The sequence below is a fragment of the Cohnella silvisoli genome, assembly GCF_021190915.1.
Classification (GTDB): domain Bacteria; phylum Bacillota; class Bacilli; order Paenibacillales; family Paenibacillaceae; genus Cohnella; species Cohnella silvisoli.
In genome coordinates, this window is record NZ_JAIOAP010000009.1 from 145608 (window position 1) to 158684 (window position 13077).

At 46.7% G+C, this 13077-nt stretch carries 12 protein-coding genes; 1 reads left to right on the top strand and 11 read right to left on the bottom strand.

Annotated features, from left to right (window positions below; genetic code table 11):
- Positions 1-49 precede the first annotated feature (49 nt).
- The 6 genes from K7P76_RS17840 to K7P76_RS17865 all read right to left on the bottom strand — a co-directional run bounded on the left by K7P76_RS17840 (position 50) and on the right by K7P76_RS17865 (position 5365).
- On the bottom strand, positions 50-805 hold the full coding sequence (locus tag K7P76_RS17840; protein WP_232186673.1) for a YveK family protein: 756 nt from the start codon (positions 803-805) through the stop codon (positions 50-52).
- A 95-nt stretch (positions 806-900) separates the two neighbouring features.
- On the bottom strand, positions 901-1572 hold the full coding sequence (locus tag K7P76_RS17845) for a CpsD/CapB family tyrosine-protein kinase (RefSeq protein ID WP_232186674.1): 672 nt from the start codon (positions 1570-1572) through the stop codon (positions 901-903).
- A 205-nt stretch (positions 1573-1777) separates the two neighbouring features.
- Positions 1778-2569 (bottom strand): ABC transporter permease, encoded by a 792-nt coding sequence (locus K7P76_RS17850; protein WP_232186675.1) that lies wholly within the window; start codon positions 2567-2569, stop codon positions 1778-1780.
- Entirely contained in the window at positions 2562-3482 is a 921-nt protein-coding gene (locus K7P76_RS17855; protein WP_232186676.1) for an ABC transporter ATP-binding protein, read from the bottom strand. The genes K7P76_RS17850 and K7P76_RS17855 overlap by 8 nt, the downstream gene beginning before the upstream one ends.
- A gap of 335 nt (positions 3483-3817) precedes the next feature.
- Positions 3818-4885 carry an LCP family glycopolymer transferase gene (locus K7P76_RS17860; protein WP_232186677.1) on the bottom strand — a complete coding sequence of 356 codons (1068 nt, stop codon included), beginning with the start codon at positions 4883-4885 and terminating at the stop codon, positions 3818-3820.
- A gap of 21 nt (positions 4886-4906) precedes the next feature.
- On the bottom strand, positions 4907-5365 hold the full coding sequence (locus K7P76_RS17865; RefSeq protein WP_232186678.1) for a PilZ domain-containing protein: 459 nt from the start codon (positions 5363-5365) through the stop codon (positions 4907-4909).
- A 241-nt stretch (positions 5366-5606) separates the two neighbouring features.
- On the opposite strand from K7P76_RS17865, the gene K7P76_RS17870 reads away from it, so the two are divergent.
- Positions 5607-5978, top strand: a complete 372-nt coding sequence (locus tag K7P76_RS17870) for a helix-turn-helix domain-containing protein (RefSeq protein ID WP_232186679.1) — start codon at positions 5607-5609, stop codon at positions 5976-5978.
- 424 nt (positions 5979-6402) lie between these two features.
- Here K7P76_RS17870 and K7P76_RS17875 read toward each other — a convergent pair whose 3' ends face one another.
- From K7P76_RS17875 to gltB, 5 genes are all read right to left on the bottom strand, one after another.
- Positions 6403-6768: a LytTR family transcriptional regulator DNA-binding domain-containing protein gene (locus K7P76_RS17875; protein WP_232186680.1), complete on the bottom strand. Its 366-nt coding sequence runs from the start codon at positions 6766-6768 to the stop codon at positions 6403-6405.
- A gap of 79 nt (positions 6769-6847) precedes the next feature.
- On the bottom strand, positions 6848-6973 hold the full coding sequence (locus K7P76_RS17880) for a cyclic lactone autoinducer peptide (protein WP_232186681.1): 126 nt from the start codon (positions 6971-6973) through the stop codon (positions 6848-6850).
- Positions 6966-7496 (bottom strand): accessory gene regulator ArgB-like protein, encoded by a 531-nt coding sequence (locus K7P76_RS17885; RefSeq protein ID WP_232186682.1) that lies wholly within the window; start codon positions 7494-7496, stop codon positions 6966-6968. The genes K7P76_RS17880 and K7P76_RS17885 overlap by 8 nt, the downstream gene beginning before the upstream one ends.
- Positions 7493-8146 carry a hypothetical protein gene (locus K7P76_RS17890; protein ID WP_232186683.1) on the bottom strand — a complete coding sequence of 218 codons (654 nt, stop codon included), beginning with the start codon at positions 8144-8146 and terminating at the stop codon, positions 7493-7495. Before K7P76_RS17890 ends, K7P76_RS17885 begins: the two co-directional genes overlap by 4 nt.
- Positions 8147-8409: 263 nt before the next feature.
- Positions 8410-13014, bottom strand: a complete 4605-nt coding sequence (gene gltB, locus K7P76_RS17895) for a glutamate synthase large subunit (protein WP_232186684.1) — start codon at positions 13012-13014, stop codon at positions 8410-8412.
- Positions 13015-13077 lie beyond the last annotated feature (63 nt).

The window sequence follows — 13077 nt, forward strand, 5'->3', positions numbered from 1 at the left end:
CTATTCTCCCTTTCCATGCCTCCTGTAGCTTTCTATGCTCTAGGATTCTCTATCGATTGATGGTTACTTGAACGGCATCGCCCACTCTGTTTTTCCTGGATTGATCGCTGCTCGTTTTCAAATCGGATTTCTTCATCCTCGCAATGGTGCATAACGTCGGTTTACCCAAGAACTGCGATATGTCTCGCTCCGACTTGATCGTATCGTCGAAATATTCCCACAAGAACACAATGCCCACGGAAACAATCACGGCGAGAATACACGCGATGACAAGCTTGTACAACAAACTCGGAGATACAGGTGCGGAATGATCGGATAGTTTAGCTTTACTAAGAATGGTTACATTATCTACGCTCATGATCTGAGGTATCTCTTCCTTGAATACTTCCGCAATCGTATTGACGACATTGACGGCTATGACGGGAGAAGAGCTGCGAAATGAGATGCTCATGATCTGCGACTTCGAGGAAGACCCTACCTTAATCTGCGAAATTAACTCATTAGCACTTAGCCCTAGTTCAGGAAGCTTAGCAGCCACCTTCTCCATAATGGCAGGGGTCCCGATAATTTCTTTGTAAGTATCAATGACCAGGATATTTGAATTTATTTCGTTAATATCAAGGCTATTCAAGCTATCCATACCTCTGGAAGAATTAACGATCACCTTGCTATTAGCCTCATAGGTTGGATGGGAATAGAGTTGGTCGTAAATGCCGGTTAATGCGCAAAACAGAATAATCATGCCGCTTATGAACCAAAGCCTTTTAACTAGTATTCTGAAATACTGTTTGATTTCCGGTTCCATTGGAAACCTCCTAATCCAAAAGTTTGAAACATTATGTATCATATTAATTCAAATTTATGATACAATTTGTAACATGTCAAGCGCTAAATTTGCCCCTACCCTCCATACCCATATTGAATTTCCCCTTTCATATCCCGTTGATCATTGAGCACTACGCCTAAGATATGAGCATTAGCGTAGTTTAAGTATGCGAGTGCTTTCTGGGCCAAATCCTTTTTCGTTTTCCCTGATCGGATAACGAACACGACTCCATCGCATTTAGAAGCAAGAATATGAGCGTCCGTGACGACTAAGGTCGGAGGGGAATCAATGACGATGATATCGAAGGAAGCCTTTAATTCTTCAATAAGCTTTAGCATTCTGCCCGACTCTAGCAATTCCGCCGGATTGGGCGGGACTGTACCGGAGGGGAGCAAGGTCAAGTTATCAATGTGGGTGTCAACCAAGCATTGCTCCAATTGATAGTGACCTGCGAGAAGATGCGAAAGTCCGTTGCGGTTTGACTTCTTGAAATATTCATGCTGAGTCGGCTTCCTCAAATCGCAATCCACGATGACCACCTTTTTACCCAATTGCGTGAAGGACACCGCCATATTAACAACGGTAAGGGATTTACCGGCATTTTTCTCAGGCGAGGTGACAAGGATCGTTTGTACAGGACGTTCGATCGACGACCACTGAATGTTCGTTCTTAATGTTTTGTAAGCTTCGGAGATTGGAGATTGGGGGTTTTCAAGCGTAATGATTTTTCGATTGATGGCTGGCATTGCAACCAGTCCTCCTAACAGGATCAGAATTAATTCTAACAATAAGATACAAATTGTAGCATGTCAATACAGTTTTCTATAATTTTATCTTATTTTGATACATTTTGTTTCAAACAAAAAAAGAACCCTGCAGCAAAGCTCGCAAGGTTCCTAATGGATTTCGTTTTGATTTACAAAAGTTATCGTGTCTTTACATTTATCCGATTTAAGCCGTAATATCCCGTTTCCGGAAAACAGTCCAGGAGATTAAGTTAAATAAAATAAAGTAACCCGCCAGTACGGCTAGGGAGAAGCCGAGGGTAGTTGGATGGTTCGGAATAGGTCCTACTCCCTGAATGTATGAAGTAAGATTGAGGTGCATAAACAAAACATACTTTACCCAATCTTTATCGATAACCGAGAACAAATTGGCAACAATAGATCCTGCGAAGAGGAAAGATATCGATAAGCCAATCGCAAGACCGCTGCTTCGAAATGCCGATGACATCATAAAACCAAACGTAACGATAATAATTAGACTAATAAATTGAAAAAGGTAATATTTCAACGCGTATTCCCAGTCTGATATTCCGACGGTGCCTGAAAGTTCACTCGCGTTTCCTGAATATCCAAAAACCACAATATTAACGAGCAGAGTCACGATAAAAGCAGCAACTATAAACGTTAAAGCAAACATCAAGGTTGACAGATACTTGGATAACAGAATAGTCGAACGACTCCATGGGCGAATTAATAATAGCTTAATCGTTCCCCACGTAAACTCACCCGCTACTGTTTCCGATGCAATGACAACCGTAAAGATTGTGACGAGGATAAACAAAATATAAGACTCCATCATCATCATATTCCAGTTGGATGATGGACCATCGCTAAATATCATAACTAATATAGAAATAAGCGGTGGAAGGAGCACAATAAACCCTAGCATAATCCAAGTGCGAACCCTGCGATATATCTTCATGTTCTCATTCAATATAAGGTTCCAAAAGTTACCCAATCGTCTCACTCCCCGTCATCTCGAGGAATTGGTCTTCCAACGACTTCGTCTTCACACGAATTCCATAGACATTAATACCGGCTTCCACCAGACGGCGGTTTAACGCGGCTATTCCCGTTCGATCGACCGATAGCGTCAAGAGACCATCCACGATTTTCCCAGAACCCTGTCCTTCAAGGATTCCTAGCGCGGCATCTGGGTGATCCACGTCGAATTGCACCTCTTCCGATGCTGCTTTATCAACCGTTTGCCCCCTAATGGAGCGAACATCGATAATCTGGCCCTTCTGCAAGATTGCGACCCGATCGCACATTAATTCCATCTCGGACAACAAGTGAGAAGAAACGAGCACAGCCGTTCCTTCGTCTTGCGCCAGACGGCGCAAATAGTCCCTAAGCTCGCGTATGCCTGCGGGATCCAATCCGTTCGTCGGCTCATCGAGCACCAAGAGCTTCGGCCGATGCATAACCGCTTGCGCCACGCCTAAACGTTGACGCATCCCGAGAGAATACTTCTTCACTTTGTCGTGAATGCGGCCCTGCAGTCCGACAAGCTCAATAACTTCTTGAATTCGTTCCTTCGTGATGGAAGGATTCATCCGGGCATAATGCAGCAAATTTTGATACCCCGTAAGAAACTTGTACATCTCCGGATTTTCAACGATAGCGCCGACATGGATGATCGCCTTAGGAAATTCCTTGCGGACGCTATGGCCCGCAATCTGAATATCCCCTTCGGTCAGTCCCATCAATCCGACAATCATTCGAATCGTTGTCGTTTTGCCAGACCCGTTAGGTCCAAGGAAACCAAATACTTCGCCCGGTTGTACCTCAAACGACACGCGGTCGATAATCGTTCGTTTGCCGATGACTTTGGTCACGTTCTGCAAGCGAACGACGGGAGCCTGTGACATGAGCTAACCTCCGACTTTAGGATACATACAGGACAATTATACCAATAGTAAGAAAAAAAGCCGAATTTTTATGTAAACTTTATCTTGCATGGTGCTCGCAGTTTACACAGCAACCCAGTGGGTAATGAATTTTATAATATCCCGTTCGAAATAATAGGCCCGCTTGCTCCATTGTCTTTAACTGATTGCATTTCACGCAATAAAACAGTACGGATTGGTCCATAATAGCCTCCTCAGTATATACAAATAGTTTCGTGTATATACATTTTGTATCATATTCAAAAGATAAGGCACCGTTTCGTTTCTGTCAACCTATTTTGTCAGCTCATGAGAGTTTAAGTCGGATCTAAGTTTATTAGCAGATGTTGTTGGATTTTTTGACGTTCCTCGGGTTTAACGACATAGTAATAAATTCCTTTAATCATTTGCCCCTGGCCGTTAATATATAATGTTTCCACATTGTTAATGGCTGGACGGTAATTCAAAGCCAGATCAATCATATTTTGCGAGGTCAAATTTGTCCTGACGAATTCCGATAGATGCGATAATAGACGGGGCAGCTTAGTTATCGAATTCACGCTGACAACCCGGTCGACCACATTCGCTAGAACTTGACGTTGCCTTTGAGTCCGGCCAAAGTCTCCTTGCGGATCCTCCTTGCGCATGCGGCTATAAGCCAATGCTTGTTCTCCGTTCAAATGCTGAGGCCCAGCCGCAAAAGAATATCCAACGAAATCAAATTTCCTTGGATTGTCGATATCGACTCCGCCTACCGTATCGACAATGCTTACGAGACCCTCCATATTCGTTTTCATATAATAAGCGATCGGCACGCCAAATAAATGCTCAACCGCTTCTACGGCTAATGAAGTTCCACCAAAAGCATACGCATGATTGATTTTGTCGTATTTACCTGTATTGGGCATAATCACTCTCGTATCGCGCGGAATAGATAGGGCGGTTGCCGACTTCTTCTTGGGCTGCACTGTCAATAAAATCATCGTATCGCTCCGTCCTCGATCGCCTGCCCGTTCATCTACACCTAGCAGCAATATGCTGAAGGGCTCCTCGGCAGACAAATTCGGATGGCGCAACCGCTGAGCCACCTCCTTGTTAATAACAATTTCCGATTGGGCCTGTTCCTTAACGGCAGCCGTTACGACTACTTTGGGAGCAGGACTGGCCATTACCGGGACACTTACCGCTCCTGAAGCAGGAGCTTCGCTAGGCTGAACCTCATTTTCGAAATCAGGTTGAATCCACGCGACAGAAGGAAGCGGCTCATACATGGCATCCATCGTTTTTTGCATGGAATACCAGATATAACCACCGCTTAATGTTGCAAGTGCCAATATAGATATTAAAGAAAATATCGTTATTTTAATCATAAGAGCCCGTTTCAACTTTGGTTTCCCCTTCCGATTCTATGAAGTTACGTCCAATTTCCTAAACTGACCATCATCGTCCCGCCCTGCGATTTTCTTATACAATGTGTGTATGTGCGGGCTAGATACTAATACCGTATGCAAATACTCGTTAAGCCTGTATTGAAACGACTGCCTTTCCAATCCGGTCATCGTCCAACAGCCTCCATAAACCTGAAGACCTTCTTCCTGGCACGTGTTAACGATTATTACCTTCTGCTTCAACGAGTAATTCCCTAATTGAAATTTAAGCAGCCACTCCACATCGTCACGCGGAGGAATATGCAAATGCGTTTTGAACCGGCAGCCGCCTGCGCTTATATTGCGTAGCAGTACTCGCTGCGTCCGGCTTCTTATTTCTCTTTCCTTTACGCGCCATAGAGATAACTCAGCAAATAAAGGAACAATTAACTCGAAGCGGATATTCTCTCGCCTATTCTCTTGTATTTCTTCATCCATAGGATCACCAAACCTCAATTTAGATACAATTCGTATCATAACAATTGAGTTTAATGTACGACACAATTTGTATCATGTCAAGAATGATCTTTACCGCCGCCATTTTGCGCAAATGTTTAACTTTTTCAACGAATGGATACAATGATATTGCTACATTTATTTGCGACATTTCGTCGCAAATAATGCATTTGTTGCTTATCCATATTATGATGAATTCAATGACCATCCTGGGAGGGATCTGATGAATATCGGCAGCCGTCTCGCGTTCTTAAGAGACCAACGCGGCTTGACTCAAGAGGAACTAGCTTCTTCCCTTGGCATCTCGAGAGCAGCTTTATCCCACTACGAGAAAAATCGTAGAGAGCCCGACACGGAAACTTTGGGAAAAGTCGCAGACTTGTTCCAGGTTTCAATAGATTACTTGGTTGGAAGAACCCATCAATCTACAACATCCTTAGATTCCGATGTACGACAATTTTCCGATGAGCTTGAGTTAGCAGATGCGGAAATATTGGAGCATTTCGCCCTGACGATTGATGGACGTAAACTAACAGCCGAAGAAGCTCGCCGATTTATTGCCTTCGTCCGTGCGGAGCGGAATATGAATCCATAATTGACGACAAATAAAAACCTCCGAAGGAAGGGTCCCTAACGCGACCTGTTTCCTCTAGAGGTTTTTTGTTGTGCTTAAACGTATGTATATGTATTTAGGATTGCTGGACAGGGTTCTTGTATTCCTCCGGCCATTTTTCCTTCTGTATTCCTAGTTGTTCCAGAATCTTGCGGATGTCAATTTCCATTGGTGGATTGCTGGCATTTCCCATAGGTATGTCCCTCTCCATCTCCGCTTCCAAACCCTCTCTCTGATCCCGGATTAAACACTAAAGTTAGTATAGAGTATAGGCCTTGCGGAGGGTGTCGAGCGATGGAGTTCGACTGGAAAATTTATTCAGAAGTTTTGTCGAATCCGCCCTTTTTTTCACGAAATCATTGTTAACCCCCATAACGAAAAAACCAGTCCAGCAATAAGGACCCGTTTATTTGAGGTTGCGTACAATCCAGTTGATTATCATGTCCTTAAGCTTGCCTATATTCATGAAAGCGACGATAGCGCTTTGACTGTCCGAAGCCGCTTTTTCTTCGAAATAGACTAAACCTCTTTTTTCGTCGAATCCTTTGACTCTATTCATATTTACTAGATTCGTCCGATCCAATCTCTGAAATCCAAGCGACTCCATATGATTGGCATACATGCTGAGCGATGGAACGAGAGGATAAAACCTGCCCTGGGCTGTGTAGAACACGACCGCTCCATCTTCCGTCTGGATATAATTTACGTCTGCCATATCCACCGTGATGACATCGCCTTCGTTTTTCCGATCCCGCGTTACAGATTGAATCATGCTCTCACTCCACATAATTTTCCCATTTCAGATGACGGCTGCAGGATTAATCCGGCAGCCGCACCCCCTTTTTACTTACTTATTTCAGCAATTCGGCAGGCACTTCAGGACGATGACCAATCGCACCAAGACAAGCGGTAGTAACGAAAATAACTGCTGCCATCCCAAGTGCAGTCGCTAATAAAGTCGCAACTTTCTTATTCATGAGTATCACCTCCTTTTAATGAAATCAGCGTAAGCGCTACAATTAACCACGATACAGCCAATATGTTGGAATGTATCAGTAGATTGGAGCTAACGAGTAACATCCCGGAATACTTCATAATCCCTAACGATTTTTCCGAGATCCGCGTTTTGTTCTTGAAGTCTACCGGCGCATATTTCCATATCAGCAGAACGCTAACAACGGTAAATCCATAAATAAAAGGTTGGCTTATCGTAATAAATGGCACGGCGGTTACTGCGGCAGTCGACACTACAATGCATAAAATCGGAGACCGAAGATGATGCCCGCCTGCCAAAAACCTCAGCGCCGCCATCGCGGCTAAAGCGATGCATGTTTCCGAAAATTTTCCATCCAATAAACCGATACATAGACTGAGAATAACCGTTACGGTGTTCAAAATAATTCCGATAAGCGCAAATTTCATTACTTCGCGGCTCACATGTTGACGATCATTGTGGCGGTAAACATAACCGCTTATACGTTCCGAGATATTTTCTATCATGACTTCATCTCCTTCTTGAAGGCAAAATTCAAAATAATCAAGATAGTTAAAAAGAACACAGTTACGAGAGTGCTATACAAAAAATTAACGTTTATAAAAATATAAGCGACTCCAGAGATGAAAAAGCACGCTACGATCGAAACTAATAATAGTAAGAGGTTCAAGCCTCTCATTTCGACCTTTTCATCCAAACGATCCGGTACGAACGAAAAACCGATTCTTCGCTCCAGCAGCCAGTAGGCAATTAATAGCGTAACAGTCGAAGAAGTAACTTGAACCAATTTGATATGAAGCAAAGAACCTACGATTTCATCCAATGTGAACGGTATTTGAAGCAAGTATAAGAGGGCGGATTGGATCACTAAGTAACCCAGATAACCCGTAACCGTCATCAATAAAGCATAGAAAGGATGAATGCGGAACAACCGCCAGAAGAAAACGACGAACCATAACAGCATGATTATGGGTGTAATGCTATCCTGATGAAATATGAATCGCAGCAAGTAGGATGATTGAGCCATCACTGCGGCTGCAATGATCATTAAAGAAACGTATCCTTTAATCGAAAATCGAAATAGGGACAGCATTAAAGCAAATGTTGCAATAACCTCATACATATTTACCGAGACATCTAAAAAGAATTGAGACATGTTGCGCCCCCTGTATTGCTGTATGTAGTCGCTTTCATATTACACCTATTTTTGCTAGAATGGAAGAATTTTCATTAATAAATTGGAAATTATTATTGATGATATTTCATCTATAACATAGATAATTGAATATACAGCAACTTAAACACCGTCATATAACGGCACGAAAGCCATAAAACTGCCTATATACGCTAGATTCATATACAAAAAAGCACCCGGGAAACTTGTTAGTTAAGTTCCCAGATGCTTTCATGTAAGTTTATTTAATTGCCGCCAACGCGGGACAAGTCGCGCATGTTAGCTTCGAATGCAGCCAATAGAGCTTGCTCGCCGCTGAGGCCTTGAGACTGCACTTTCGCGATCTGTTCCATCATCCGTTTGTAATCTTTCGGGATGATTTTAACGAACTTGGTCACGATGTTGTCCCAATCCTCCAGCACCCGGCGTCCAAGATCGCTGTTCGTGAATTGAACATGCTTGTTAATCATGGCACGCACTTCGGCGATTTCCGCTTCATCCTCAAGAGACTCAAGCGCAACCATCTCGAAGTTGCAACGGTTGACGAATTTCCCGTCCCAGTCGATGACATAAGAGATTCCACCTGACATTCCCGCAGCGAAGTTGCGTCCGGTTTTACCCAGAACAACGACGCGTCCACCGGTCATATACTCGCAGCCGTGGTCGCCTACGCCTTCAACGACGACATTAACGCCGCTGTTGCGCACCGCGAACCTCTCGCCTGCCGCACCGCGAATGTAAGCTTCTCCGCTGGTTGCGCCGTAAAATGCCGTATTTCCGATAATGACGTTATCTTCGGCTTTGAATGACGACTTGGCAGAAGGGTAGATGGCAATTTTACCGCCCGACAGCCCTTTGCCCACGTAGTCGTTGGAGTCCCCTTCAAGCGTTAAGGTCATTCCTTTAGGAATGAACGCTCCGAAGCTTTGACCTGCGGTTCCGGTAAAATGGAACTGGATCGTATCCGCCGGCAATCCGTCTTTCCCGTAACGATTCGTTACCTCCGCGCCAACGATCGTTCCCACAACGCGATTCGTGTTCTTGATCGGGAACGAACCTTTCACTTGTTGCTTATTCTCAAGCGCAGGCGCTGCTGCTTGAAGCAGCTTCTGCATATCCAAGGAATCTTTCAGCAAGTGATCTTGCCCTTTGGCGTTATAACGGAACGAGCCTTCCGGCAATTCCGGCATATGCAGCAGCGGCGTCAAATCGATTCCTTGCGTTTTGTAATGCTTGATCGCGATTTTCGTGTTCAAGCGATCTACGCGGCCGACCATCTCTTCGACGGTGCGGAAGCCGAGCTGAGCCATGATCTCGCGGAATTCCTGCGCCACGAATTTCATGAAGTTGACCGCATGATCCGGATCGCCCATGAACTTCTTGCGGAGTTCCGGATTTTGCGTCGCGACGCCGACCGGACAAGTATCCAATTGGCAGACGCGCATCATGATGCAGCCAAGAACGACAAGCGGCGCAGTCGAGAAGCCATATTCTTCGGCGCCAAGCAATGCGGCAATCGCAATGTCACGGCCAGTCATCATTTTGCCGTCGGTTTCAACGACGACGCGGTCGCGCAAATTGTTCAGGATCAGCGTCTGATGCGTTTCCGCAAGACCGAGCTCCCAAGGCAAGCCCGCATGACGGATCGAACCGATCGGTGAAGCACCCGTTCCTCCGTCGTAACCACTAACAAGGATAACATCGGCACGGCCTTTGGCAACGCCAGCGGCAATCGTACCCACACCTACCTCGGATACAAGCTTAACGTTGATGCGCGCACGCGGATTGGCGTTCTTCAGATCGTGAATGAGCTCCGCCAAATCTTCGATCGAATAAATATCATGATGCGGAGGGGGCGAGATTAGTCCGACGCCCGGCGTCGTTCCGCGTACTTCCGCTACCCACGGATACACTTTACGTCCCATGAGTTGGCCGCCCTCGCCGGGTTTAGCGCCTTGCGCCATCTTGATCTGAATCTCTTCCGCGTTGGAGAGATAGTAGCTAGTTACGCCGAAACGACCGGACGCGACCTGTTTGATCGCGCTGCGGCGAGAATCGCCGTTCGCATCCGGAATGTAGCGGGCCGAATCTTCTCCGCCTTCGCCGGAATTGGATTTACCGCCAATTCGGTTCATCGCGATGGCGAGCGACTCATGCGCTTCTTTGCTGATTGAACCGAAAGACATTGCTCCGGTTTTGAATCTCTTGAAGATCGCTTCAATCGGCTCTACCTCTTCGATCGGCACTGGCGGCTGATCGAAGTTGAATTGCAGCAAGGCGCGAAGCGTACGGACTTGCTCGTATTCGCCTTGGACAAGCGCTGAATACTTCTTATACGTCTCATAGTTGCCCGTGCGGGTCGCCATCTGCAGCGTGTGAATCGTCTGCGGATTAAACAGATGATCCTCACCGTCTTTACGCCACTGGTAATCGCCGCCGGAATCCAGCTCGCGTTCCGCTCCTTCTTGTTTGGAGAAGGCACGACGATGAGCGGACAGCGTCTCCTGCGTAATTACGTCAAGACCCACGCCTTCAATCCGGGACGGCGTCCATGTGAAATATTGATCGATGACTTCAGTGTTCAGGCCGATGGCTTCGAAAATTTGCGCGCCGCGGTAAGACTGAATCGTGGAAATCCCCATCTTGGACAGTACTTTCACTACGCCTTTGGTGGCCGCTTTAATGAAGTTTTTGACTGCCTTCTCGTGCGAAATGTTGCGAAGCATGCCTTGGCGAATGAGATCATCGAGCGACTCGAATGCCAAGTAAGGATTAACCGCGCTTACGCCGTAACCGAGCAGCAAAGCGAAATGGTGAACTTCCCGCGGCTCTCCGGATTCGAGCAAAATGCTGACCTTTGTCCGAGTGCCTTGACGAATCAAGTGATGATGAAGCGACGATACGGCAAGCAGGGAAGGAATAGCCGCATTATCGGCATCCGTGCCCCTGTCGGACAGGATCAGAATGTTATGCCCTTTGGAGATCAGGCGATCCGCTGCTTCGCAAAGCAGCTTTAACGCTCCTCGCAAGCCTGCTTCACCCTCGCTGACCGGGAAGAAAATCGGCAATGTGATCGACTTAAAGCCAGGACGGTGCACGTGCCTCAGCTTCGCAAAATCTTCGTTAGAGAGTATCGGCGAATAGAGACGGATCTGGCGACAGCTTTCCGGCTCCGGATTGAGCAGGTTCCGCTCAGGTCCGACGGTCGTATAAGTCGAAGTAACGATCTCTTCCCGGATCGCGTCGATCGGCGGGTTCGTTACTTGCGCGAACAGTTGCTTAAAATAGTTAAATAGGCGTTGTGGCTTCTCCGAAAGCACGGCAAGAGGGGAATCGTATCCCATCGAAGCGAGCGGCTCCACGCCGGTAAGCGCCATCGGCTCCATGACTTTGCGAATATCCTCGAACGAATATCCGAATGCTTGCTGGCGCTGTTGAACCGTATCATGATCCGGCTCAGGAAGCTCCTTGGCTTCCGGAAGCTCTTCCAAATCGACCAAGTGATCATTCAGCCACTCACGGTACGGATGCTCGGTAACGATGGAACGCTTCACCTCTTCATCGGAGATAATGCGTCCTTCCTTCGTATCTACGAGCAAAATGCGGCCCGGACGGAGACGATCCTTCAAGACGATATCCTCTTCAGGGATATCGACGACTCCGGCTTCGGAGGCAAGAACGATCAAATCGTCCTTCGTCACGTAATAACGGGCAGGACGCAAGCCATTGCGGTCAAGAATAGCGCCGATTTGCACGCCGTCCGTGAAGCCTACGGCAGCAGGTCCATCCCAAGGCTCCATCAAGCAAGCATGGTATTCGTAGAACGCTCTTTTGTCTTCATCCATGTGCTCATCGTTCTGCCACGGTTCCGGAACCATCATCATCGCGGCATGCGCCATCGAACGTCCGGCCAAGTACATGAATTCAAACGTGTTATCTAACATCGCCGTATCCGAACCATCCGGAGCGATAACCGGTTTAATCTTGTTCAGATCGTCCCCGAACAACTCGGAACTAAATAAAGTTTGACGAGCGTGCATCCAATTCACGTTGCCGCGAAGCGTGTTGATCTCGCCGTTGTGTATCAAATAGTTGAACGGATGAGCTCTTTCCCAGCTTGGGAACGTGTTCGTGCTGAAACGCGAGTGAACGAGCGCCATTGCCGTTTCCAGCTCGGGATTGTGCAGTTCCGAATAGAAATGCCCTACCTGTTCCGTGGTCAGCATCCCTTTGTATACGATTTTCTTGCTCGACAGGCTCGGAAAATAGAACATGTCCGCTCCTTCGATTCCGGCATAACGAATCGCTTGCTCCGCGCGCTTACGGATCACGTACAGCTTGCGCTCGAATGCCATATCGCTTGTCAACGCTGCCGAGCGTGCGATAAACGCTTGACGGACGAAAGGCTTTACCTTCTTCGAGGATTTGCCCAGCGTATCGTCATTGGTTGGAACCGTACGCCAGCCCAGAAGGGACTGACCCTCTTCGGCGATGATCGCCTCGAATATTTCCTCGTGGTTACGACGCGCAGATTCCTCTTGAGGCAGGAACACCATACCGACGGCGTATTGGCCTTCTTCAGGCAACGTAAAACCGAGCTTTGCCGTTTCCTTAAGGAAGAAACGATGGGGAATTTGCAGCAAGATTCCTGCTCCGTCGCCGGTGTTAGGCTCACTGCCTTGGCCGCCGCGATGTTCCATATTAAAGAGCAAAGTGAGCGCCTGTTCAATGATTTCGTGCGATTTCTTGCCTTTGATGTGTGCGACAAATCCCATGCCGCATGCATCCTTCTCAAACTGCGGGTCGTACATCCCCTGCTTGACAGGTAGACCTTTGCGCATCTCTATCATATATATCAACCTTTCTGTAAGCAGTGTTTGAGGAAAATTAAGCAATAACGGCTTCTAATCCCG